The 22,713-nt window shown below is 72.9% G+C and carries 20 protein-coding genes; 9 read left to right on the top strand and 11 right to left on the bottom strand.

Features of this window, described 5'->3' with window-relative positions; genetic code table 11:
* Positions 1–190: 190 nt before the first annotated feature.
* From AC060L_RS31305 to AC060L_RS31285, 5 genes are all read right to left on the bottom strand, one after another.
* Positions 191–1,909, bottom strand: coding sequence for a glycerol-3-phosphate dehydrogenase/oxidase (locus tag AC060L_RS31305; RefSeq protein WP_483802343.1), 1,719 nt, complete (start codon positions 1,907–1,909; stop codon positions 191–193).
* A 61-nt stretch (positions 1,910–1,970) separates the two neighbouring features.
* Positions 1,971–3,488: a glycerol kinase GlpK gene (gene glpK / locus AC060L_RS31300; RefSeq protein ID WP_483802342.1), complete on the bottom strand. Its 1,518-nt coding sequence runs from the start codon at positions 3,486–3,488 to the stop codon at positions 1,971–1,973.
* A 75-nt stretch (positions 3,489–3,563) separates the two neighbouring features.
* Positions 3,564–4,415, bottom strand: a complete 852-nt coding sequence (locus AC060L_RS31295; protein ID WP_483802341.1) for an MIP/aquaporin family protein — start codon at positions 4,413–4,415, stop codon at positions 3,564–3,566.
* Between the two features lie 99 nt (positions 4,416–4,514).
* Complete coding sequence (locus tag AC060L_RS31290; RefSeq protein WP_483802340.1) at positions 4,515–5,882, bottom strand: YhgE/Pip domain-containing protein; 1,368 nt, start codon at positions 5,880–5,882, stop codon at positions 4,515–4,517.
* Between the two features lie 134 nt (positions 5,883–6,016).
* Positions 6,017–6,991, bottom strand: a complete 975-nt coding sequence (locus AC060L_RS31285) for a magnesium transporter CorA family protein (protein ID WP_483802339.1) — start codon at positions 6,989–6,991, stop codon at positions 6,017–6,019.
* A 91-nt stretch (positions 6,992–7,082) separates the two neighbouring features.
* On the opposite strand from AC060L_RS31285, the gene AC060L_RS31280 reads away from it, so the two are divergent.
* Positions 7,083–8,507 carry an FAD-dependent oxidoreductase gene (locus AC060L_RS31280; protein ID WP_483802338.1) on the top strand — a complete coding sequence of 475 codons (1,425 nt, stop codon included), beginning with the start codon at positions 7,083–7,085 and terminating at the stop codon, positions 8,505–8,507.
* Here AC060L_RS31280 and AC060L_RS31275 read toward each other — a convergent pair.
* Positions 8,501–9,436 (bottom strand): LysR substrate-binding domain-containing protein, encoded by a 936-nt coding sequence (locus AC060L_RS31275; RefSeq protein WP_483802337.1) that lies wholly within the window; start codon positions 9,434–9,436, stop codon positions 8,501–8,503. The two genes, AC060L_RS31280 and AC060L_RS31275, sit on opposite strands and share 7 nt — an antisense overlap.
* Positions 9,437–9,506: 70 nt before the next feature.
* Between AC060L_RS31275 and AC060L_RS31270 the strand changes: the two genes are divergently transcribed.
* The 4 genes from AC060L_RS31270 (at position 9,507) to AC060L_RS31255 (ending at position 14,225) form a co-directional block, all read left to right on the top strand.
* Positions 9,507–10,652, top strand: coding sequence for a YeiH family protein (locus AC060L_RS31270; protein WP_483802336.1), 1,146 nt, complete (start codon positions 9,507–9,509; stop codon positions 10,650–10,652).
* Between the two features lie 304 nt (positions 10,653–10,956).
* On the top strand, positions 10,957–12,099 hold the full coding sequence (locus AC060L_RS31265; protein ID WP_483802335.1) for an AI-2E family transporter: 1,143 nt from the start codon (positions 10,957–10,959) through the stop codon (positions 12,097–12,099).
* Positions 12,096–13,136 carry a non-homologous end-joining DNA ligase gene (gene ligD / locus AC060L_RS31260; RefSeq protein WP_483802334.1) on the top strand — a complete coding sequence of 347 codons (1,041 nt, stop codon included), beginning with the start codon at positions 12,096–12,098 and terminating at the stop codon, positions 13,134–13,136. Before AC060L_RS31265 ends, ligD begins: the two co-directional genes overlap by 4 nt.
* A 183-nt stretch (positions 13,137–13,319) precedes the next feature.
* Positions 13,320–14,225 carry a hypothetical protein gene (locus AC060L_RS31255; RefSeq protein WP_483802333.1) on the top strand — a complete coding sequence of 302 codons (906 nt, stop codon included), beginning with the start codon at positions 13,320–13,322 and terminating at the stop codon, positions 14,223–14,225.
* A 38-nt stretch (positions 14,226–14,263) separates the two neighbouring features.
* Here AC060L_RS31255 and AC060L_RS31250 read toward each other — a convergent pair whose 3' ends face one another.
* Entirely contained in the window at positions 14,264–15,559 is a 1,296-nt protein-coding gene (locus tag AC060L_RS31250) for a protein kinase domain-containing protein (protein WP_483802332.1), read from the bottom strand.
* 241 nt (positions 15,560–15,800) lie between these two features.
* Here AC060L_RS31250 and AC060L_RS31245 point away from each other — a divergent pair, with 241 nt between their 5' ends.
* The 4 genes from AC060L_RS31245 (at position 15,801) to AC060L_RS31230 (ending at position 19,094) form a co-directional block, all read left to right on the top strand.
* Positions 15,801–16,283: an NADAR family protein gene (locus AC060L_RS31245; RefSeq protein WP_483802331.1), complete on the top strand. Its 483-nt coding sequence runs from the start codon at positions 15,801–15,803 to the stop codon at positions 16,281–16,283.
* 85 nt (positions 16,284–16,368) lie between these two features.
* The gene (locus AC060L_RS31240; protein WP_483802330.1) at positions 16,369–17,319 is read left to right on the top strand and encodes a LysR family transcriptional regulator; all 951 of its coding nucleotides are present in this window, start codon (positions 16,369–16,371) and stop codon (positions 17,317–17,319) included.
* Between the two features lie 132 nt (positions 17,320–17,451).
* Positions 17,452–18,198 (top strand): YoaK family protein, encoded by a 747-nt coding sequence (locus AC060L_RS31235; RefSeq protein ID WP_483802354.1) that lies wholly within the window; start codon positions 17,452–17,454, stop codon positions 18,196–18,198.
* A gap of 62 nt (positions 18,199–18,260) precedes the next feature.
* Positions 18,261–19,094, top strand: a complete 834-nt coding sequence (locus AC060L_RS31230; protein WP_483802329.1) for a hypothetical protein — start codon at positions 18,261–18,263, stop codon at positions 19,092–19,094.
* 34 nt (positions 19,095–19,128) lie between these two features.
* On the opposite strand, the gene AC060L_RS31225 is transcribed toward AC060L_RS31230, so the two are convergent.
* From AC060L_RS31225 to bla, 4 genes are all read right to left on the bottom strand, one after another.
* Positions 19,129–19,452, bottom strand: coding sequence for a hypothetical protein (locus AC060L_RS31225; protein WP_483802328.1), 324 nt, complete (start codon positions 19,450–19,452; stop codon positions 19,129–19,131).
* Positions 19,453–19,463: 11 nt separating this feature from the next.
* A complete protein-coding gene (locus tag AC060L_RS31220; RefSeq protein WP_483802327.1) occupies positions 19,464–20,390 on the bottom strand; it encodes a YhjD/YihY/BrkB family envelope integrity protein in 927 nt (308 codons plus the stop codon).
* A gap of 165 nt (positions 20,391–20,555) precedes the next feature.
* Complete coding sequence (locus AC060L_RS31215) at positions 20,556–21,518, bottom strand: hypothetical protein (protein ID WP_483802326.1); 963 nt, start codon at positions 21,516–21,518, stop codon at positions 20,556–20,558.
* Between the two features lie 230 nt (positions 21,519–21,748).
* Complete coding sequence (gene bla / locus AC060L_RS31210) at positions 21,749–22,675, bottom strand: class A beta-lactamase (protein ID WP_483802325.1); 927 nt, start codon at positions 22,673–22,675, stop codon at positions 21,749–21,751.
* Between the last annotated feature and the right edge of the window lie 38 nt (positions 22,676–22,713).

Below are 22,713 nucleotides of genomic sequence, written 5' to 3'. Positions count from 1 at the left end.
GACACGGCAGTTGATGAAATCTGCCGCGGTTTCGGCTGCGGCACACAGCATGTTCCCGCTCCGCGGGCATGTCAACTGATGTGAATCGATCGGAAGCTGCACGAACTGTTGTGAAAATGCGATGCCCTGCCGCCCCGGAATCCGGGACGGCAGGGCATCGGCGCACGTCGGCGCATCGCGGCGCCGGGGGTCAGCTCAGCGGCACGATCTCCGGGGCGCCGAGCCGGACGGCGTCCGCCGTCCGGTCGTCCGGTTGGTGCTGTGCCTCGCGTTCGGCCTCGACCCGCTTGAGGTAGTGGTCGATCTCGCGCTCGATCTGTTCCGGGCCCCAGCCGAGCGGGCCCGCGATCAGTTCGGCGACCGTGCGGGCGGAGTCCACGCCGCGGTCCCAGGACTCGATCGAGATCCGGGTGCGCCGGGCCAGCACGTCGTCCAGGTGCCGGGCGCCCTCGTGGGTGGCCGCGTAGACGGCCTCCACCCGCAGGTAGTCGTCGGCGCCGGAGCTCGGCAGCGGCTCGCCGAGCGAGGGGTCCTCGGCGACCATGGCGAGCAGCTCGTACACCAGCGAGCCGTAGCGTCGCAGCAGGTGCTCGACCCGGGCGACGTGCAGCCCGGACTGCTCGGCCAGGGTGTGCCGGGCGTTCCAGGTCGCGTGGTAGCCGTCGGCGCCGATCAGCGGGACGTTCTCGGTGGTGCTCGGGGGGACCTTCTCGTCCAGGTTGCGCACCGCCTCGTCCACCGCGTCCTTGGCCATCACCCGGTACGTCGTGTACTTGCCGCCCGCGACCACGACCAGGCCGGGCACCGGGTGCGCGACCAGGTGCTCGCGCGAGAGCTTGCTGGTGTCGGCGGCCTCACCGGCCAGCAGCGGGCGCAGGCCCGCGTAGACGCCCTCGACGTCCTCCGGCGTGAGCGGTGTCACCAGCACCTTGTTGACGTGCTCCAGCAGGTAGTTGACGTCGCTGGAGCTGACCGCCGGGTGCGCCTTGTCGAGGTCCCAGGCCGTGTCGGTGGTGCCGACGATCCAGTGCCGGCCCCACGGGATCACGAAGAGGACGCTCTTCTCGGTGCGCAGGATCAGCCCGGTGCGCGAGTTGATCCGGTCGCGCGGGACCAGCAGGTGGACGCCCTTGGACGCCCGGACGTGGAACTGGCCGCGGGTGCCGGCCATGCTCTGCGTGTCGTCGGTCCAGACGCCGGTGGAGTTGATCACCTGCTTCGCCCGGACCTCGAACTCCTGCCCGCTCTCCAGATCCCGCACCAGCGCGCCGACGACCCGCTCGCCCTGCCGCAGGAACCGGGTGACCCGGCTGCGGTTGGCCACGTGCGCACCGTAACAGGCAGCGGTGCGAACGATGTTGACGGTGTGTCGGGCATCGTCCACCTGCGCGTCCCAGTACTGGACGGCGCCGATCAGCGCGTCCGAGCGCAGCGCCGGTGCCTCCTGCAGCGCCTTGCGCTTCAGCAGGTGCCGGTGGTGCGGCAGGCCGCGCGCGGTGCCGGAGGTGATCCCCATCGTGTCGTAGAGCAGCACGCCGGCGCCCACGTAGGGCCGTTCCCAGATCCGGTGGGTCAGCGGGTAGAGGAACGGCACCGGGCGGACCAGGTGCGGCGCGAGCCGCTGGATCAGCAGGCCGCGCTCCTTGAGTGCCTCGGCGACCAGGCGGAAGTCCAGCATCTCCAGGTAGCGCAGGCCACCGTGGATCAGCTTGCTGGACCGGCTGGAGGTCCCGGACGCCCAGTCACGGGCCTCCACCAGCCCGACGGTCAGGCCCCGGGTGACCGCGTCGAGGGCCGAGCCCGCGCCGACCACGCCACCCCCGACCACGAGCACGTCGAGCTCGCGCTCGGCCATCCGCCCGAGCGCCTCGGTCCGGGCCTGCGGGGAGAGTGCCACTGGCTTGGCCATGACTGGGCCCCTTCCTTCTCTACTCGTCACTCGTTACCGTCGAAATCCCGCTGCTTTGCCACTACTTGACGTCGACCCAGTCGAGGGTGCGCTGCACGGCCTTCTTCCAGCCGGCGTACCCCTCGTCCCGCCGCTCCTGCGTCCACGAGGGTTCCCAGCGCTTCGACTCCTGCCAGTGCGAGCGCAGTTCGTCGGTGTCGCGCCAGAATCCGGTGGCCAGGCCGGCGGCGTACGCGGCGCCGAGCGCGGTGGTCTCGGCGACGACCGGACGGCTGACCGGGACGCCGAGCACATCGGCCTGGGTCTGCATGCACAGGTCGTCGGCGGTCACGCCGCCGTCCACCTTGAGCACGTCCAGGTGGACGCCGGAGTCCTGCTCCATCGCCTCGACCACGTCCCGGCTCTGGTAGCAGATCGCCTCCAACGTGGCGCGGGCCAGGTGCCCGTTCGTGTGGTAGCGGGCCAGCCCGACGATCGCGCCGCGGGCGTCGGAGCGCCAGTAGGGTGCGAACAGCCCGGAGAAGGCCGGCACGAAGTACACGCCGCCGCTGTCCTCGACCGAGGCGGCGAGCCGCTCGACCTCCGGCGCGCTGGTGATGATCTTCAGCTGGTCCCGCAGCCACTGGACGGCCGAGCCGGTGACCGCGATCGAGCCCTCCAGCGCGTACACCGCCGGGCTGTCGCCGAACTGGTAGGCCACCGTGCTGAGTAGGCCGTGCTGTGAACGGACCAGTGTGGTACCGGTGTTGAGCACCAGGAAGTTGCCGGTGCCGTAGGTGTTCTTCGCCTCGCCGGGGGCGAAGCAGACCTGCCCGACGGTCGCCGCGTGCTGGTCGCCGAGCACCCCGGTGATCGGCACGGCCTCGCGCAGCGGCCGCGAGGTGCGGGCGGTGCCGTACGCCTCGGCGTGCGAGGACGGCCGGATCACCGGCAGCATCTTGCGCGGGATGCCGAAGAGCGCGAGCAGTTCGTCGTCCCAGTCCAGCGTCTCCAGGTTCATCAGCATGGTGCGGCTGGCGTTGGTCACGTCGGTGGCGTGGATCCCGCCCTCCGGGCCGCCGGTGAGGTTCCACAGCACCCAGCAGTCGGTGGTGCCGAAGATCGCGTGACCCGCCTCGGCATCCGCCCGCACGCCCTCGACGTTGTCGAGGATCCACTTGATCTTGCCGCCGGAGAAGTAGGTGGCCGGCGGCAGCCCGGCCTTGCGGCGGATCACCTCGCCGTGACCCTCGCGCTCCAGCGCGGCCGCGATGGAGTCGGTGCGGGTGTCCTGCCAGACGATCGCGTTGTAGTACGGCCGGCCCGTGCGGCGGTCCCAGACGACCGTCGTCTCACGCTGGTTGGTGATCCCGATCGCCACCAGGTCGGCCGGTGACAGGCCGCCCTGCCGGACGGCGTTCTGCATCACCGAGTTGGTGCGCTCCCAGATCTCCACCGGGTCGTGCTCCACCCAGCCGGGGCGGGGCAGGATCTGCGTGTGTTCCAGCTGGTGCCTCGCCACCTCGTTGCCGGCGTGGTCGAAGATCATGAACCGTGAGCTGGTGGTCCCCTGGTCCACCGCTCCGACGAACTCTGGCATGGTGTGCCGCCTCTGCTTCCGCTGAGTGCTGACTGGGGCTGGGGCTGGTCGGATTGGGCGTGGTCGGAGCCGGGCTCAGGTGATCGACTCGATCGGGGCCCGGCCGGGCTCCGCGGGCTCCTCGAATCCGAGGTGAGGAGCGATCAGGTAGCGGTAGAGGACACCGCCGACCAGGCAGCCGACGAACGGTCCGACGATCGGGACCCAGAAGTACAGATGGCCGTACTGATCTCGCCAGGCCGTGCCGTATCCGGTGATGTAGCTGGCCAGCCGCGGGCCGAAGTCGCGGGCCGGGTTGATCGCGTAGCCCGCGTTGGTACCCCAGGCCATGCCGATCGCGACCACGATGAGGCCCACGATGAACGGGCCCAGATTGGCCTCGGGCGGCGTGTTGAGCGCGTCGGTCACGGCCAGCACCAGGAAGACCAGGATCGCGGTGCCGATGATCTGGTCGCGGAACGCGCCCCAGTCGCTGACCGGCAGGGTGCCGTTGCCCGGCAGGGTGGAGAAGACACCCTGGGTCTTGATGGTGTGGTGGGGGTCGACCTTGTTCAGTACTTCGCTGTAGTTCCAGCGCACCAGCAGTGCCGCGACGAACGCGCCCGCGGTCTGCGCCAGTGCGTAGGGCAGCACCTTGCGCCACTCGAAGCCGCGGAAGACGGCGAGTGCGACGGTGACCGCCGGATTGAGGTGCGCGCCGCTGATTCGCGCGGCGGTGTAGATGCCGAACGTGACGCCCAGGCCCCAGGCCCAGGCGATGCTGTCGTGGTTGCCGATGCCGCCCGCGACGACCTGGGCCACGACGCCGACGCCGAAGAGGATCAGGATCATCGTGCCGGTGAACTCTGCGGCGAGTTCACCGAGCAGTCTTCGAGTGGGGCTGTGCGTCTTCTTGGCACTGGGGGTCTTGCCGTTGTTCTCCGTCATGGAACCGGTTCCCGTCGACCGAGGTCGCCCGTGAAGGCCGTACGCGACCAAGCCTGGGTGAAAACCGGCACGGCGGCGCTGCGGAGACGGCTGTTCGAGTCACGCGGGCGCGGGCCCGGCCTGCTCGGCGGGCTCGGCGTGCTCGGGCACGATGCGGTGCAGGCCCTTGCGGTCGTAGTACCGGGTCATGCCGAAGCCGAACAGCAGCCCGACGGCCAGGCCGATCGCCATCATGCTCCAGGCCCGGGCGAGCCCGGCGTCGGCGCGGGCGTCGAAGTACAGGATCGACCGGACGCCGTCGGCGAGTTGGCGCATCGGCTCGAAGTAGGACAGCACCCGGTAGAAGGTCGGCAGCGCCTGCAACGGGATGGTCGCGCCGGAGGACGGCAGCGACAGCGCGATGAAGACGAACATGCTGACCAGCTGCCCGATCCCGCCGAACGCGGCGTTGATGGCCTGGACGCCGATCCCGACGGTCGCCGAGGCGCAGACCGAGAAGATCCAGAGCAGCGGCAGGTGCGAGGCGTCCATGCCCAGGACCGCGATGGTGGCGAGCATGATCAGGCTGGACGTCAGCACCGAGATCCCGACCGACATCACGGACTTGGCCAGCAACGTCTGAGTGCGGGAGATCTGCACCACATCGGGCCGCTGCCGGCGCCACGGCCCGAGCTCGCTGGCCGCGTAACCGAGGGCGACATCGACGCCGTTGCTGATCACGTTGCCGCCGAGGAAGCCCAGCAGCACCAGCAGCAGTGCGTAGTAGAACGCCGTCAGCCCGAGGCCGCTGTGGTTGCCGATCGGGTGGCCGACGGCCGTCACGACCGTCACCGGGTCGGCGATCAGCAGCTGCTCGGCGCTGTTCGGCGGGCCGCCCTGGGGCTGGGCCTGGGCTTGGGTCTGGGGCTGGGCCTGCGCCTGCGCCTGGAGCCGGGCGGTGAGCTGTTGGCCCAGCTGGGTGGAGGCCGCGTGCGCCGCCTGCTGGGCGATCGTGCTGGCCAGCGAGGAGGCCAGGCTGCCGGCCCCCGGGTTGGTCAGCACGCTGATGGTCGGGCGGGCCGGCTGCGGCGACCCGGTGCTGCCGAGCGCCGCGATCGAGGCGGAGAAGTCCGCCGGCACCGCCAGCACGCTGTAGAGCTTCCCGGAGGCCAGGCCGTCCATCGCCTCGGCCGTGTTCAGCACCCGCCAGGAGATCTGGTGCTGCGGATCCGGCGCACCGGCGATCCCCGCGGTGACCTGGGCGCCGAGGTTCACCTGCTGCCCCGAGACGACGGTGCCCTGGTCGGCGTTGACCAGGCCGATCGGCAGCCGGTGCAGGTCGCCGCGCGGATTGAGGATGCCGCCCATGTAGACCAGCGAGAGCAGCAGTGCGACCACACTGGTGATCACTGCGGGCAACAGCCAGATCCGCCAGGTCCGCAGCACCTGCCCCGCCGTGGTGCTCGCCGGGGCCTGGGTCGAAGGCATGGGTCTCCTCGGGGCAGTAACCGGGCTCCGAAGATAACCGCGCCCTCCCGGCCGCCCCCGGCGCCTCGCCGGTGCCGGCCGGGCGACACCCGAGTGCCGCCGTCGCGACTGGTGCCGTCGCGCCGGCCGGGGCGTCAGATCCAGTCGCGGCGCCGGAAGGCACCGTAGAGCACGACGGACAGCACGATCATGATCACGGTCGAGGCCCAGAAGCCGGTGTGGGTGCCGAAGCCGGGGTACGGCACGTTCTGGCCGTAGAAGCCGGTCACGGCGGTGGGCACGGCGATGATCGCGGCCCAGCTGGTGACCTTCTTCATGATCATGTTCATCCGGTTGCCCTGGACCGTCAGATTGGTCTCCATCACGGTGGTCACCAGGTCGCGCAGCGACTCGGTCCACTCGGTGGCCCGCAGGACGTGGTCGTAGACGTCCTGGTAGTACGGCATCAGGTGCTCGTTCACCACCTGCACGTCGCGCCGCAGCAGCGAGTTGACGACCTCGCGCATCGGCAGCACCACGCGGCGCAGCTTGACCAGGCTCTTGCGCAGCTCGTAGGAGGTGCGCTGGACCTCCTGGATCTGCTGCGCGCTGTCCTCGAAGAGCAGGTCTTCGAGGTCCTCGATCCGCTCGTCGAGGGCCTGGACGGCCTTGAAGTGGGTGTCCACCAGGTAGTCGAGCAGTCCGTGCACCAGGAAGCCGACGCCGTGCTCGGCCAGGTCCGGATTGTCGTCCCAGCGCTGGACGACGTGCTCCATGTCGCAGTGCCGGCCCTTGCGGATGGTGATCAGCGCGTTGGAGGTGATGAACGCGGCGACCTCGCCGACGTCGAACGCGGCGGTCTCGGGGTCGAGGCGGACCGCGTACGCGGAGAGGAAGAGATGGGTGCGGTAGCGGTCGAGCTTGGGGCGCTGGTGCTCGTGCCGGGCGTCCTCGACGGCGAGCTCGTGCAGGCCGAACTCCTCGATGATCGTCTCGAAGTCGGCGGACTCGGGGTCGTGCACGTCCAGCCACACCGTGCACTCGGGGTCCCCGACGTACTCGGAGATGTCCTCCGCGGGGAAGTCCTCCAGCTTCAGGGTGCCGTTTCGGTACAGCCGGGTGCGCATCATGGCGGACACCCTAGCCGGGCACTGCTGGAGGCCTGTGGGCGGGCGTGAGGTGCAACGATTGGCTTCGAGGGTGTGCGCGGAAGGAGGGCCGATGACGGCGGTGCGGGTGGCGGTGATCGGCTCGGGGCCGGCCGGCCTGTACACGGCCGAGGCACTGGTCAGGCAGTCCGAAGCGGCCGCTGGTGCCGGTGCCGGTGCGGGCGGCCTGGAAGTCGGCCCGGCCGACGTCTCGGTGGACGTGCTGGACCGGCTGCCCACGCCGTACGGCCTGGTGCGCTACGGCGTCGCGCCCGACCACCCGTCGATCCGCTCGATCGCGGACTACCTGCGGCGGGTGCTCGAACACCCCCGGGTGCGGTTCCTCGGCGGCCTCTGCGTCGGCCGGGACGTCTCCCGCGAGACGCTGCTGCGCTGCTACGACGCCGTGGTGTACGCGACCGGCGCGCCGGAGGACCGGCACCTGGGGGTGCCCGGCGAGGAGCTGCCGGGCAGTGCGGCGGCCGCGGAGTTCGTCCGCTGGTACTGCGGGCACCCGGACGCCGACCCCGCGCTGTTCCACCTCGACGCGGAGTCGGTCGCGGTGATCGGTGCCGGGAACGTCGCGCTCGACGTGGCCCGGATCCTGGCCATGCCCGCGGCCGAGCTGAGCGCGACCGACGTGCCGGAGCCGGTGCTCGCCGCGCTGGCCGCCAGCAGGGTCGAGCAGGTGCACATCATCGCGCGGCGCGGGCCGGCCCAGGCCCGGTTCACCACCAAGGAGCTGCGCGAGCTCGGCGAGCTGCCGGGCGCCGACATCGCGGTCGCGGGGGCGCGGCGCGAGCTCGACGGGGGCGATCCGGGCGGGGAGCCGGTGGAGCGGCGGGTGCGGGGCAACCTGGCGGTGCTGCGGGATTGGGCCGGCCGGCCGTCGCGGGGGCGGCCGCGGCGGGTGTCGGTGCGGTTCTGGTTGCGGCCGGTGGAGATCCTCGGCACCGACCGGGTGACCGCGCTGCGGGTCGAGCGGACCAGGCTGGACGGTGCGGGCCGGGTCGTCGGCACCGGGGAGTACCAGGAGCTCGCGGTGCAGCTGGTGCTGCGGTCGGTCGGCTACCGGTCGGTGCCGCTGCCCGGCGTGCCGTTCGACCGGGAGCGGGGCGTCGTGCCCAACGCCGAGGGGCGGGTCCTGGGCCCCGACGGCGCTCCGCTGCCGGGCGAGTACGTCGCCGGCTGGCTCAAGCGCGGCCCGACCGGCGTGATCGGGAGCAACAAGTCCGACGCGGCGCAGACCGCCCGCGCGCTGCTCGCGGACCAGCTCGCCGGCCGGCCCGCGCACCGGGCGGCGCCCGGAGCGCCGCCGCTGCCCGAACTGCTCGCCGCGCGCGGCGTGCGGCCGGTGAGCTACGCGGACTGGCTGGGCATCGAGGAGCGCGAGCACGAGATCGCGGTCGCCCTGGGCCGCGGCGACCGGGTGAAGCTGAGCGGCTGGGACGCGCTCTACAGCGCCGGCGGCCGCGGGGGTGCCTCAGAACCTCACTGAGAGCGGCGAGCCACGTCCAGCAGGTGGCGCGCCGACTCGCACAGGTCCAGCCGGCTGGGCCAGATCGCGCGCAGCTGGCGGGCGAGCGGGAGATCGTCGGTGATCGGGATCTCGACGAGCCGTCCGGCGGCGAGGTCGTCGACCACGGCGAGCTCGGAGAGGACGGCCGGCGCGGCGCCCTGGGCCGCGGCGCTGCGCAGCGGGGCGGTGGAGCCGAGTTCGAGCAGCGGCACGGACGGGCCGTGCCAGGGGCGCAGGGCGCGTTCGAGGGTCTCGCGGGTGCCGGAGCCGCTCTCGCGCAGCAGCAGCGGGGTCTCGGCGAGCTCGGCGCCCGTCAGGGGAGTGGTCCGGCGGGTCCAGGGGTGGCCGGGGGCGGTGACGACCACCAGCCGGTCGCGGCCGACCAGGGCCGAGCGGAAGTCCCTGGGGACGAACGGGCTCTCGGTGAAGCCGATGTCGGCCTCGGAGTGCAGCAGGGCCTCGATGACCTGGTGGCTGTTGGCGACCTTCAGCTCGACGTGGGTGGCGGGGTGGAGCCGGCGCAGGGTGACCAGCCAGTGCGGCAGCAGGTACTCGGCGAGGGTGAGGCTGGCGGCGACCCTGAGGTTTCCCTGTTGCACCTGCATGGCGGCCAGGCTGTCCGCCAGCGTCTGCGCCTGGGCGAGGACGTCGCCGGCCCAGGCGGTGAACGTCAGGCCGGCGGGAGTGAGCCGGGACCCGGTGGTCGAGCGCTCCACCAGTTGGAGGCCGAGCTGGCGCTCCAGGGTCCGCATCCGTGAGCTGGCGGTGGGCTGGCTGATGGAGAGTTCCGCGGCGGCCTGGCTGATGCTCCCGGTCTCCGCGACGGCCACCAGGAGTTCGAGGGCGTGCAGGTTGAACGGCCGCAGCGCGGCGCGGGCGGTGCGGGGGCCGTGGGGGGAATTCGCCATAGGAAAACCCTATGGCATGGCAAAGAACTGCTGGCTACCGGTGCTGCGCGGGCCGCGACAGGGTCGGAGCATGACCATTTCCCCGCCCCGCACCTTGCCGGCCGACCGCGCCGACAGCGCCGGCAGCGTCGAGCACACCGACCGTCCGGACGCCGCCGCCGACAGCGCTGCCGACGGACGGACGGCCGGGCGGGCCGGCGCTGCCAGTGCTGTCAGCGCTGTCGCGCACCTGCGGTCGCTCGGGCCCGGGCTCGGTGCGGTGGCGGCCGCGGTGGCGGTGGCCTGGTCGGTGAACTCGGTGCTGCCGACGGTGGCCCCGCTCACCGCCGCGGTCGGCCTCGGGGTACTGGCCGGGAACACGCGCCTGCTGCCCGCCGCCACTCGCCCGGGGCTCGGCTTCGCCGGCAAGCGGCTGATGCGCCTGGGTATCGCCCTGCTGGGTCTCAAGCTCGCGCTCGGCGACGTCCTCGCACTCGGCTGGCCCACGCTCGTGCTCGTCCTGGTCGTCGTGACGGCCACCTTCACCGGGACGCAGTGGCTGGCCCGCCGGCTGGGACTGCCCGGGGACCAGCCGCTGCTGATCGCCACCGGCTTCTCGATCTGTGGCGCCTCGGCTGTCGCGGCGATGAACGGCGTCACCGACAGCGAGGAGGAGGACGTCGTCACGGCGGTCGCCCTGGTCACGCTCTGCGGGTCACTCGCCATCGCGGTGCTGCCGTCGCTGCACGACCTGCTGGGTCTGAGCGACGTCCAGTTCGGCCGCTGGGCCGGGGCCAGTGTGCACGACGTCGGCCAGGTGGTGGCGGTGGCCCAGACGGCGGGGCCCGTCGCGCTGGGCCAGGCGGTGGTGGTCAAGCTCATGCGGGTGGCGCTGCTCGCGCCGATCGTGACCGGCGTCGCGGTGGCCCGCCGCCGTGCGGGCGGTGTGGCGGCGGGCGCCGAGGCCGCCGGCAGACGCCCGCCGCTGGTGCCGCTGTTCATCGCCGGCTTCCTGGCGCTCGCAGCGCTGCGCAGCACCGGAGCCGTGCCCGCCCCGGTGGTCGCCGCGGCCGAGCAGGTCGATGAACTGCTGCTGTCCGCCGCCCTGTTCGCGCTGGGGACGACGGTGAACATCCGCGCCCTGCTGCGCACCGGCCGGCGCGCGCTGCTCGCCGGGCTCGCCTCCTGGCTGCTGATCGCGGCGGTCTCGTACGCCGGAGTGCTGGCGACCACCTGACGCTCCCTGCGAGACGTTCAGACCGGTCCGGCCGTTCGAGGTGAACCTGTGCGGGCGGCGGCGCGGAGGCTGGACAAGTCCGGGGTGGTGTCGGTTGATGAGGAGTGCTCGCAAGCCGCCGGGTTGCGGCGGGTCGGCACTCCGGGCGTTGGCGGCAGGTGAGGGAGCGTCGGCAGGTGAGGGAACCTCGGTCGCAGCGGTCGGCCAGTGGGGCTTCGAGCGGTGGGGCTTCGGGCGGTGGGGCTTCGGCCAGCGGGGCTTCGAGCGGTGGGGTGGCCGGGCCCGGCGGCCCGGTCGTCCCGCGGTGACGCCTCGGCGCGCAGACGAGCGCCCGCGCCCGCGGCCGTCCGTCCGCCCCCGGCGGGACCGCTCGCGGCCGCCCGGCGCGGTGGCGCCCGGTCTGGTGCTGGCGGCCGGGTACGCGTGGCGGTTGCTGCTCGTCGGCCTGGCCGGATACGCCGTCTACACGATCCTGCAGCGGTTGCAGCTGGTCGCGATCGCGGTCTTCCTCGGCCTGGTCATCACGTCGATCCTGCGGCCGGTGACCGACCTGCTCGCCCGGGTGATGCCGCGCACGCTCGCGGTCGTCATCACCGTGCTGGCCGCGGTGCTGCTGCTGCTCGGCCTGCTCGCGCTGACCGGCGAGCTGGTGGCGCAGGACGAAAGCCGGCTGCGCACCGAGGTGCACGGCGGCCTCAACCGGATCGAGCAGTGGCTGCAGGGGCCGCCGCTGCACCTGCGGGCCAGCGCGGTCTCCGGGCTGCGCAGCAAGGTCGGCAGCTTCGTCTCCGCCCACCGCTCGGCGCTGATCAGCACGGCGGTGAACAGCGCGGGCCGGGTGGTGGAGGCGATCACCGGCGGTGCGCTGGCGCTGTTCTGCAGCCTGTTCTTCATCCACTCGGGCGACCGGATGTGGCGCTGGCTGGGCGGCCAGCTGCCGGCCGCGGCCCGGCCGCGCGTCGACCGGGGCGGGCGGGCCGCGTGGCGGACCTTCGCCGGCTACACCCGGGGCATCGTGATCGTTTCGGCGAGCAACGCGGTGCTGGTCGGCATCGCGCTGTTCCTGCTCGGGGTGCCGCTGGTGGTGCCGTTGATGCTGCTGGAGTTCCTGGCCACCTTCGTGCCGCTGATCGGCTCGCCGATCGCGCTCGCCGTCGCCTCGGTCGTCGCGCTCGCGACCAAGGGGCCGGTGACCGCGGTGGTCCTGCTCGGCCTGATCGTGGTGATCGGGCAGATCGAGGGGCACGTGCTGCACCCGCTGGTGCTCAGCTGGGCGGTGCGGATCCATCCGCTCGTGGTGGCCCTCTCGGTGGCGATCGGCACGCTGCTGGCGGGGGTGATCGGCGCGGTGGTCGCGGTGCCGCTGGTCTCGGTGGCCTGGGCGGTGTACTGCGAGCTGCGCGGGCCCGCGCCGGAGCCGGAGCCGGTCTCAGGGCGCCGGCCGTGAGCGCGAGCGGCGAGGAGCTGCTGACGCGGCTGCCGGACGAGTACCGCCGCCTGCTGCGCCCGGCGCCCGACGACCCGGCCGCCGCACTCGGCTCGCCGATGCTGGCGCGGCCCAGCGAACGGCGCTCGTTCGGCGCCGACTGGCTCTTCGAGCGCAAGCTGGACGGCGTGCGCGCACTCGCCTCGCGCTCGGCGGGCGGGGTGCTGCTGCTCTCACGCACCGGGAAGCGGGCGGCGGACACCTACCCGGAGGTCGTCGACGCGCTGGCCGCGCAGCCGTGCGCCGACTTCGCGGTGGACGGCGAGATCGTCGCCCTCAACGAGGGCCGCACCGACTTCGCGCTGCTCCAGCAGCGGATGCAGATCACCGACCCGGCCCTCGCGCGGGCCGGGTCGGTGGCCGTCACGTACTTCCTCTTCGACCTGCTGCGGCTGGCAGGTCAGGACACCACCCGGCTGCCGCTGAGGGTGCGCAAGGCGCTGCTGCGCGAGGTGATCGAGTTCCGCACGCCGCTGCGCTTCACCGAGCACCGCGAGCAGGGCGCGGGAGGTGCGGGCGGCGCGGAGTTGCTGGCGCGGGCGTGTGCGGAGGGCTGGGAGGGGCTGATCGCCAAACGGGCCTCCGCCGGGTACGCGCACGGCCGCTCGGGCGAGTGGCTCAAGCTCAAGTGCGGCCGCGCCCAGGAGTTCGTGGTCGGCGGCTTCACCGCGCCGGCCGGCAGCCGGAGCGGTTTCGGCGCGCTGCTGCTCGGCTACCACGAGGGCGGCCGGCTGCGCTACGCCGGTAAGGTCGGCACCGGCTTCGACACCGTGACGCTGCGGGTGCTGCGCCAGTACCTCGACCGGCTGGCGCAGGACCGTTGCCCGTTCGAGGAGGAGGTCCGGGAGCGGACCGCGCGCTGGGTGCGCCCGGTGCTGGTGGCGCAGGTCGGTTTCACCGAGTGGACCCGCGACGGCCGGCTGCGGCACCCCCGGTTCCTCGGCATGCGCGACGACCGGCCGGCAGCCGAGGTGGTCCGTGAGCGCGCTGGTTCATGAGCGTGCTGGTCCGTGAGCGTTCGGACGACTGACGATCGCCGTACGAGCCGGTAATATCACCAGATTGAAACGAGAAGTAACGATTGTCTCCCTGTGACTCCCCGGGGGCTGTCTGGGCTTCCGTGCCGGCCCTAGGCTGCGCGCGTGTCGATCTTTCGAAGACTTCGGGGCTCCGGCCCCCGCATGCTGCCAGAACTCGATGACGTCAAACTCGGGCGGGTCCGCAGGCAACTCGATTCCCCCGCGATGCCCGGCCTGAACGAGATCCAGATGGATCAGGTGGAGCGGCTGATCCAGGACGCCGGCACGGACTGGGACCGCCGCTCGCACCGCTACTCCGTACTCGCCGAGGCCGCCGCGCACTCCAACCTCGCGCGCTCCTGGCGACTGCGGCAGCCGCGCAATGCCGACGCGCTGGTGTTCGAGGCGTGGGTCGAGCTGGTGCGCGGCCGCCGCGCCGGGGAGATGGCGGATGCCCGCACCACTGCCGACGGCTGTTACCGCGCCGCCGACGCGAGCCCGGACGACCCGACGCCCTGGGTGGTCCTGCTCGGGATCCTGCGCCTGCTCCGGGCCGATTCGCGCGACCTGTTCGAGGTCTGGCACGAGGTGACCGCCCGCGATCCCTGGCACCGCGAGGCCCACCTGGAGATGCTGCACTACCTGTCGCCGGAGGAGTGCGGCTCGCGCAGCCGCCAGCTGGACTTCGTGGACGCCGTCCGCGCCGGGGTTCCGTCGACGGCACCGGCCGCGGGCGTGGAGCTGACCGCGCTGGTCGAGGAGCACAAGCGCACCACCGACCGCGGTGGCGTCGATGCCCTGCTGGCCCGCGGGCAGTGGACGCACGGCCGGGCGACCACCGCGCTGGAACGCGCGCTGGCCGACTGGACCCCGCCCGGGGCCCTGCAGCACGCCGCCGCGCTCGCCGACCTCAACCTGCTCGGGTACGCCCTGGTCCAGTCGGGGCGACTGCGCGACGCGACGGAGACCTTCCAGCTGATCGGCCAGACGGTGACGCCGTGGCCGTGGCAGCTGGACGGAGACCCGTTGCAGCAGTTCGGCTACTGGCAGGCGAAGGCGCTGCGTTGACGAACCGCCGTGCTGACGAACCGCCGTGCGGCCGGTCGTCAGTGGTCGGTGCGGCGTGGCTCCGGGAGCCGGACGGTGAGCGTGCCGCCCTGGGCGAGCGGGGCGCCCGCCGGCGGCCGCTGCTCGCAGACCGTGCCGACCGTCGCGCGGGCCGGATCCGGGCAGCCGCCGTACGCGATGTCGCCGATCCGCAGGCCCGCGTCGCGGGCGTCCTTGCGGGCCTGGAGCACGGTCGCGCCGGCCAGGTCGGGCGCCTTGACCGAGGGCGCCGGTGTGCTGTGCGCGCCGGTGTGCACGATCGCATAACCGGCGGCCACGGCTGCCACCGCGGTGCCGGCCGCCAGCACCGCGGTCAGCCGGCCGGCCCGGCGGCGCGGCCGGGCCGGGGCGGTGGCCGGGTGCTCGGTCGAACGTGGGCTTGAGCTTGGGCCTTCCTCTGGGCCCGGGACGGCGGCGGTGAGCCGGCCGGTGGGCCGGGGGAGCGCCGCGGCGAGTGCGGCGCGCATCTCGGGTGCGTCCTGGAAGCGGTGTTCACGGGACTTCGCGAGCGCGGTCAGCACCACGTCGTCGAGCGCGGGCGGCAGGCCCGGCCCGTGCAGCGACGGCGGGGCGGGCTCTTCGTCGAGATGGCGCCAGGCGGTGGCCAGCGGGGTCGGCTCGCTGAACGGCGGCTGACCGGTGAGGAGTTCGTAGAGCAGACAGCCGGTGGAGTAGAGGTCGCTGCGCGCGTCGACCGGCTCGCCGCGGGCCTGCTCCGGCGAGAGGTACTCGGCGGTGCCGACGACCATGCCGGCCTGCGTCAGCGCCGCGCCGGCGGCGGGCCCGAGGGCATGGGCGATGCCGAAGTCCATCACCTTGACGGTGTCGGCGGTGTCGCCGTCGCCGGGGGTGACCATCACGTTCGCCGGTTTGACGTCGCGGTGCACGAAGCCGTGCGCGTGGGCATGCGCCAGTGCGTCCAGGATGTCGGCGGTGATGCGCACGGCCCTTGCCGGGCTGAGGAGTTCGCCCCGGCCGAGCAGCTCGGACAGCGCCGCGCCGCGGACGTGCTCCATCACGATGTACGGCACCGGGGTGCCGGTGGCGCCGTCCTCGTCCTCGCCGGAGTCGAAGACCGCCACGATGCCCGGGTGGTTCAGCGCCGCCACCGACCGCGCCTCCCGGGCGAACCGCAGGCGCCAGGACGGATCGGTCGTGAACTCCGGCCGCAGCACCTTGATCGCGACGGTCCGGTTCAGCCGCAGGTCCTGTGCCCGGTACACCTGGGCCATCCCGCCGCGGCCCAGCAACTCGCCCAGCACGTAACGGCCGCCCAACGGTGCCTGCTGATCCATGCGGCTTCTTCCCTGTCTCTCCGGGGCGCTCCGGCAGGGCACCGGTCCACCGGGCCCGACTCCGGCCGGGCGGCCGGAAGCGCTGGACGGTAGCGCGCGGTCTTGTGAAAACCCTGTGGAACGCACGGGGGCCGAGCCGCCCACGACTGCCGGGCGGCAGAGGACCGGTCGGGCAAACCGGTTGCGGGCGCAGCCCGGTGCCTGAGACCGTGCGGGTTCCCGCAACTGCCACGAGGTTCGGATGACGATCTACTTCTACGGTGCCGACGACGTCCCCTACGGCTGCTTCTCCAACTTCTCAGCGCACTGTCTGGACCTCGACGGGCACCTGTGGCCGACCTCGGAGCACTACTTCCAGGCACAGAAGTTCGTCGGCACCCGCCATGCCGATCTCATCCGCCGGGCCCGCACGCCGTTGCGTGCCGCCGAGTTGGGCCGTGACCCGGCCAAACCGCTGCGGCGGGACTGGGACCGCGTCAAGGACGGTGTGATGCGTCGTGCCGTGGTGGCCAAGTTCCAGGCGCATGCGGACATCCGCGGCATCCTGTTGTCCACCGCCGATGAGGAGATCGTCGAGGACACCAGCACGGACCACTACTGGGGTCGCGGCAGGACCGGCACCGGCAAGAACATGCTCGGTCGGATCCTGATGCGCACGCGCAGTCAACTCCGCGCCGAGGTGCAGGGCAGTCATGGTCACTCCGGACGGCGCCTGGTGGGGTGATCGCTCATGCCGTGGCCGGGGAGGCGGGTGCGCGAGGATGGATCGGTCCACGGCATGATCCAGCCCGAACCGATCGGCAGAGCAGATGGAACTGCGCCACCTCAAGTACTTCGTCGCCGTCGCCGAGACCAGCAACTTCACTCAGGCGGCGGCGCATTGCTATGTCGCGCAGTCCGCGCTCAGCCAGCAGATCGCCCGCCTGGAGAAGGAGGTCGGCGCGAGTCTGTTCAGCCGCACCAGCCGTTCGGTGCGGCTGACGGCCGCCGGTGAGACGCTGCTGCCCTGGGCCCGGCGGATCCTCTCGGATGTGGACGGCGCGCAGGCCGAGCTCGACGCGCTGGCCGGGCTGCGCCGTGGCCGGCTGGCCCTCGGTCTGATCCAGACCCTCGGCAGCGCGCTCGACCTGGCCGACGTGCTCGCGGACTACCAGCACCGCCACCCCGGCATCGACCTGCACGTCAGTTACGCCACCAGCGAGGACATGGTCGCCGCCGTGACCGCCGGGGCGCTGGACCTGGCCGTGATCGGCGTGGGCCCGGGAGCGCTGCCGCAGGGGGTCGAGTGCCGCGTGCTGGACAGCGACCCGCTGGTCGCGGTCGTCCCGCCGGACCACGCGCTCGCCGAACGGGAGTCCGTCGGTCTGAGCGAACTCGCCGACGACCGGCTGATCCAGTTAACCCGTGGCACCGGGCTGCGCCGTCAGGTCGAGTCGGCGTTCGAGCGGGCGGGTGTCCGGCCCGACCAGCGGTTCGAGGTGGGGCTGGTCAGCGACATGGTCAGGCTGGCCGCGCGTGGCCTGGGTGTCACGGTGGTGCCGCGCTCGGCTGCCGCCATGCTGCTCCCGGCGGGTGAGGGGGCGGACGGTGTGGCCGGTGCGCCCGCCGGTGCACGGGTGCTGCGGCTGGCGGACGAGGCTGCGCGGCACCGGGTCGCGGTCGTCTACGACGGGAGCCGGCTGTCCGCTGCCGCGACCGCCTTCCTCGCCACCGTCGAGCGGCACAGCGGCAGGCCGGAGGAGGAGCCGGAGGAGGGGTGACTCATTGATCGGTAGGAGCGATCGCTGCGTCCGGTTCCATCTCTTGGACAGAACGCCCGGCGGGTCGCAGGCTGGAGCTGCCCGGCCCGCCGATCGCGGTGGGCCCGTTCGATCGGAGCTGCCGTGTCTGCCGTGTCTGCCGCCCTGCGCGAGGCGTGGACCACTCTGGTGCCGGACATGCGGGACCGGCACGGCCCGCTGCCGCCGCTGATGATCGCCCTCACGGTGGTCACCGGCCTGATCGACGCCTTCAGCTATCTGGCCCTCGGCCGCGTCTTCGTCGCCAACATGACCGGCAACGTGGTCTTCTCCGGGTTCGCGGTCGCCGGTGCCAGTGGATTCTCGCTGGTGGCCTCGGTCGCGGCGCTGGCGGCCTTCGCCTGCGGCGCGCTGCTCGGCGGGCGCCTCGTCCACCCCGTCCGTGCTCATCGCGCCCGGGTGCTGCTCCGGGCGCTGACCGCCGAGACCGTGCTGGTCGCGGGCGCCCTGGTGACCGCGCTGCTGGCCGGTGACTCGTCCGGTCACTCGTACGGCGACGGCGGCCGTTACCTGCTGATCGCCCTGCTCGGCCTCGCGATGGGGGTGCAGAACTGCGCCGCGCGGATCCTGGCGGTCCCCGACCTCACCACGACGGTGCTGACGCTGACCATCACCGGGGTCGCCGCAGACAGCCGGTTGGCCGGCGGCCCCGGCGCGCGGGCCGGGCGCCGGCTGCTCTCGGCGGCGGCGATGCTCGTCGGCGCACTCGCCGGCGCCGTCGCCGTGCTGCACGGGCATCCGGCGCTGGCGCTGCTGCCGGCCGCCGTGCTGCTCGCGGCGGTGACCATCGCCGCGTTGCCGCTCACCCGCTCGCGGGCGGCCTGGAGCACTCCAGTGTGAGGGTGCCCGTTAGGGAAGGCCGGTGCTTTCCAAGGTGCCGCGATGATCACTAAGGTTCCGCCGTGGCCGAACATCAGAGTGGGGACAGACTGTGGGACGAGTTCGTCAGGGAGTTCGAGAAGAGCACGGCGATCCACGAGCCGAGCGCGGCTGAACGGGCCCGCGGCCAGGTCACCGGGGCACCTCGGACCGAGGCGCGGCGGCGGCGCGACTGGCGCCGGCCGGTGCTGGCGGTGCTGCTCGGCGTGATGGTCGCGGTGGCGGCGGTCGGTCTGCTCGGGCCGTGGCTCACCCGTGCGCCGCGCCCGGCCGCGGGGGCGGCTGCCGGCGCGACTGCGGGGGGCTCGGTGTCGCCTGCGGCATCGCCGTCGGTCGCCGTCTCGCCCTCGGCTGCGCGGGTGGCCTCCGCGCCGGTGACGGCGGCCTACCCGCCGAGCGTGCTGCCGACGCAGGTCCAGGGGTTCACCCAGGTCGCCCAGAGCGGAGTGCCGAGTTGCACGGGCGCCGACACCGTCGGGGCGCGGCTGGCCGGGATGATCGCCCAGGGGCACGGGTGCCTCGGGGTGGCTCTGGCGCTGTACAAGGATGCGGACAACAACGAGTACAGCGTGGCGCTGTTCACCATGAAGGACCCGCTCGACGCGATGGACCTGGTGACCAACCTGAGCGCCGCGCCGACGGACTTCGAGGTCGCCGTCCAGCTGCCGCCGAAGGGGTCCGGTCTGCGTGAACTGGCGGGGGACAGCGGCCTGGTGCAGTCCTTCGGGATGGCCGGGAACGCGCTGGTGGTCGGGATGGCCCAGTGGTCCGACGGCCACACCGGTGACTACCAGGGCCTCGAAGACCGCCTCACCCCGCTCTTCGACGCCGTTCTGCACGGGGTGCCGGTGAAGTGAGGCCTCGGCCTCAGCCTCGGCCCCAGCCTCAGCCTCAGCCGTCGGAGTCGGGGTTGCCGGCGAGTTGGAGTGCCAGTGCCTGGAGGATCTCCTCGGTCCGGACGGCGGGCGCGGTCTCGTCGTAGGCGTCGGCCACCGCGTCGAAGGCCAGGACGAAGCCGGTGATCAGCGCGCTGAGCGGCTCGGAGAGCTGCCGCAGCAGGGCGAGGCCGACCTGCTTGGCGTCCGCGTCCACCGGGACCATGAAGTACTCGGGGACCACCTCGCCGAGCAGTTCGGACACGTAGTCCGTCCCGACACCGCTGCGCAGGCCGGTGAGCGCGGCGATGGCCTTCAGCTTGATCTCGTTCTCGGTCATGCAGGCAGTCCCTAGCTGTTGCGGCCGGTGAGGTCGGGGAGGTTGCTCCCCGCCGGGGGGTCGTTCGGCGGGTCCTCCGGGGTGGGCCGGTTGCCTCGGGTGGCGGCCTGGCCGACCAGGGCGCCGCCGTAGACGGTGTAGCCGACGCCGATCAGCCATGACTGCACGATCAGGACGATGCCGACCGTTCCGTACGAGACGGCGTTGGAGACGATCAGCGGGGCGAAGACCAGCTCGGAGAAGAGCCGCAGACCGGCGAAGGCGGCCACGGTCGCGACCGCACCCGGCAGCAGCGGCCGCCAGCCGACCCGGGAGCCGAGCAGCAGGTGCTGCAGCCACCAGAAGTACAGGACGCCGGTGACCACGTCGAGCGTGATGCGCGGCCCGGCCGGGGACGACGCGCCGTCCCAGGGCAGTCCGCGCCAGGTGCTGAGCAGGATCAGCGCGATCAGTCCGGCCAGGCCGAGCACCTGGCGCCAGAGCGTGTGCCAGGCCGCGGGGGAGAGGTGCCAGACCCGTTCGTACCCCTTCTGCACGGCGGCCATCAGGGATATTCCGAAGACGGCCAGCGCGGCCAGGCTCAGTGCGGTGGTGGTGCTCAGCACCTGGTGGCGGGAGGCGAACAGCTCGCTGACCGAACGGGCCGAGCTGCCGGACACGCCCAGGCCGTCGATGACCCAGTCGGCGATGCCGTTGCCGCGGGCCGGCAGCGCCGCCGTGATGACGACCAGCAGCGGAACGAGCGTGACGAAGAAGATCGCCGCGAAGGCCATCGCGCGGTGCAGCAGTTCGAGCTCCTGGCCGCCGCGCCAGGCCCGCGCGGCCGTGCCCGCGACCGCGCTCGCGGCTCGGCCGCCGAGCGTCGAGGCCCTGCGGCCCAGCGTCGAGGCTCTGCGGCCCAGCGTCGTCGCGCGTGCACCGAGCGGGTTTCCGTCCATGGAGCGACATCCTCCTTCCCGGGGCAGGCCACAGTGCCTGCGGGGCGGCTCCCACGCGGGGCGTCCCCCACGGGAGCCCGGGGTGATACCAGCTAACGCCCGATGCCATCAGATCGCAGTACGCCGCTCGGCCGGGCGGTCCCAGGAGCTGCGGAGCTCCTGGCGCTACAGGTCCCAGGAGTACTCGGGGCGGTCCGCGCGGTGGCGCAGGTCGGCGCGGACCTGATTGGCCAGGCGGCGGGTGTCGCGGCGGTTCAGCTCGGCGCCGACCGCGGAGCCGATCAGCAGCGGCGTGAGGGAGGGCAGCTTGCGCAGCGAGCCACGGGCCAGCCGGCGGCTGACCTGCTTGCGGACCCGGGCGCCCGCGCCCATCGCGAGGACGCTGCTCGGCCGGAGCAGGCTGACGCTGTCGATGCCGCGGCGCTCGGCCCAGGCGCTGACGTAGGCGGTGGCGCGCTCCGCCCGGCTGCCGGTGGCCGGATGGCCGTACACCTCGTGCAGCTCGGCGATCAGCTTCACCTCGACCGCCGCGACGGCCAGCAGCTCGGCGGCCAGTTCGGCGGTGACCGCCGCGGTCGGCACGACGGCCGCCGCGCCGACGCTCGCGCCGATCGCGGCGCTGGCCCGGCAGGCGCCGGTGACCAGGCGGTCGGCCAGCTCCTCGGGGGTGGCGGCGCTCGGGTGCTGGCGGCGCAGCGTGGCGAGGTCGCGGATGGGGATCCGTGGCGCGGTGGCGAGCAGCCGGTCGGCCAGCCGATGGCCCCTGGCGACGGAGCCGCGCGCCGTCCGCCGGGCCACGCCGACGCCGCCGCGCAGCATGCGACCGCGCAGCGCACTGCCGGGCAGCACATCGCCGGGCAGCGCGCCGCCGGGCCGTGCGCCGCCGGGCCCTGCATCGATGGGCTGCACGCCCGTGCGGCTGCGTGCCAGGGTGCGGCTCAGCCGGCGCAGGCCGAGCCGGGCCTGGGCCTCCCGGGCGGGCAGCTCGGCGGCGTCGGCGGTGTCCCAGCCGGTGAGCTCGGCCGTGAGCTCGTCGGCCAGCTGCTGCGCCTCGCCCGTGTCGGTGGCGTCCGATGGGCCGGGCTCGGCGGAGCTGCTGCGGGACCGTCGCCGGCGAAAGATCTCCATGGGAGGCGAGTACCCGTCTTTGCACCGCGCACGCCGCCTCCGAGCGGTCGACTCGCCCGGATGGGCCTGCTTCAGGCCGGGCCGCCCGGGCTGCACGGCGCCGAAGCTGTCGCTTGCCCGGCCAGTCGGCGGTACAACGGGTCGCGGCGGGTGGGTCCTGAACGTCGGCCGGGCCGACGTTTCAGGATCCACCCGCCGCGACGGGCTACCGGCCGTGGTGGCCGGGTCGGTCAGGCGAGGGCTGCCGCCAGGAGTGCGGCCGTGTCGGCGACCAGTGGCTCGTCGCCCGGTGCGGTGGCGTCGTGCTTGGTGGACAGGACCGCCAGCACGATCGGGCCCCGGCCGGGGGGCCAGGCGATGCCGACGTCGTTGGTGGTGCCGTAGCCGCCGCTGCCGGTCTTGTCCGCGACCCTCCAGTCCTTGGGCAGCCCGGCGCGGAAGCGGTTGGCGCTGGTCGTGTTGTTCAGCAGCCAGCCGGTCAGGCGCTGTCGGTCTCCCGCGTCGAGGGCGTCGCCGAGCGTGAGCCGGCGGTAGGTCCGGCCGATGGCGAGCGGGCTGGTGGTGTCGGTCAGCCGCCCCGGCTCTGCTGAGTTCAGGGCGGGTTCCCATCGGTCGAGTCGGGTGACCCGGTCTCCGATCGAACGGCAGAAGCGGGTGACCGCGCTCGGGCCGCCGAGTTGACGCAGCAGCAGGTTCGCCGCCGTGTTGTCGCTGTAGTCGAGGGCGGCCGCGCACAGATCCGCGACCGTCATGCCGCCCGCGAGGTTGGCCGGCCGGCCGGTGATCGGCGCGTAGCCCGACTCCGTGACGTCCTGCTCGGTGTACCGGATCACTTTGGCGAGGAAATCGCCGTTGCGGTCGAGGTCGCGCAGCACCGCCGCAACGGCGATCGTCTTGGACGCCGAACAGATCGGGAACAGCTCGTCCGCTCGGTACCGCACCGTCCGACCGGTGACGGTGTCCTGCGCGAAGATCCCGAGCCGCGCGGAATGCGCCTGTTCAAGGGCACGCAACTGCCTGGCGATGTCGGTGCGGTCCTCGCTGTTCGTGTCCTGCGCGAAGGCCTTCTCTCCGGTGGGAAGCACGACGGTGAGAGCTGTCGCGGCGGCACCGGCCAGGACCCCACGCCGACTCGGGCGCACATTCATGAGCGTCATCCTCTGTTTGTGAGCATCATTCGCCCCTATGAGGACGC

It is taken from the genome of Kitasatospora sp. NEAU-69, assembly GCF_057158765.1.
This window is presented reverse-complemented; position numbering and strand designations above follow the sequence as displayed.

Bases quoted from the DNA above. Each gene is read 5' to 3' on its own strand.
- AC060L_RS31305 (WP_483802343.1), bottom strand. From the start codon at position 1,909: ATGGCCAAGCCAGTGGCACTCTCCCCGCAGGCCCGGACCGAGGCGCTC.
- glpK (WP_483802342.1), bottom strand. From the start codon at position 3,488: ATGCCAGAGTTCGTCGGAGCGGTGGACCAGGGGACCACCAGCTCACGG.
- AC060L_RS31295 (WP_483802341.1), bottom strand. From the start codon at position 4,415: ATGACGGAGAACAACGGCAAGACCCCCAGTGCCAAGAAGACGCACAGC.
- AC060L_RS31290 (WP_483802340.1), bottom strand. From the start codon at position 5,882: ATGCCTTCGACCCAGGCCCCGGCGAGCACCACGGCGGGGCAGGTGCTG.
- AC060L_RS31285 (WP_483802339.1), bottom strand. From the start codon at position 6,991: ATGATGCGCACCCGGCTGTACCGAAACGGCACCCTGAAGCTGGAGGAC.
- AC060L_RS31280 (WP_483802338.1), top strand. From the start codon at position 7,083: ATGACGGCGGTGCGGGTGGCGGTGATCGGCTCGGGGCCGGCCGGCCTG.
- AC060L_RS31275 (WP_483802337.1), bottom strand. From the start codon at position 9,436: ATGGCGAATTCCCCCCACGGCCCCCGCACCGCCCGCGCCGCGCTGCGG.
- AC060L_RS31270 (WP_483802336.1), top strand. From the start codon at position 9,507: ATGACCATTTCCCCGCCCCGCACCTTGCCGGCCGACCGCGCCGACAGC.
- AC060L_RS31255 (WP_483802333.1), top strand. From the start codon at position 13,320: ATGCTGCCAGAACTCGATGACGTCAAACTCGGGCGGGTCCGCAGGCAA.
- AC060L_RS31250 (WP_483802332.1), bottom strand. From the start codon at position 15,559: ATGGATCAGCAGGCACCGTTGGGCGGCCGTTACGTGCTGGGCGAGTTG.
- AC060L_RS31245 (WP_483802331.1), top strand. From the start codon at position 15,801: ATGACGATCTACTTCTACGGTGCCGACGACGTCCCCTACGGCTGCTTC.
- AC060L_RS31240 (WP_483802330.1), top strand. From the start codon at position 16,369: ATGGAACTGCGCCACCTCAAGTACTTCGTCGCCGTCGCCGAGACCAGC.
- AC060L_RS31225 (WP_483802328.1), bottom strand. From the start codon at position 19,452: ATGACCGAGAACGAGATCAAGCTGAAGGCCATCGCCGCGCTCACCGGC.
- AC060L_RS31220 (WP_483802327.1), bottom strand. From the start codon at position 20,390: ATGGACGGAAACCCGCTCGGTGCACGCGCGACGACGCTGGGCCGCAGA.
- AC060L_RS31215 (WP_483802326.1), bottom strand. From the start codon at position 21,518: ATGGAGATCTTTCGCCGGCGACGGTCCCGCAGCAGCTCCGCCGAGCCC.
- bla (WP_483802325.1), bottom strand. From the start codon at position 22,675: ATGACGCTCATGAATGTGCGCCCGAGTCGGCGTGGGGTCCTGGCCGGT.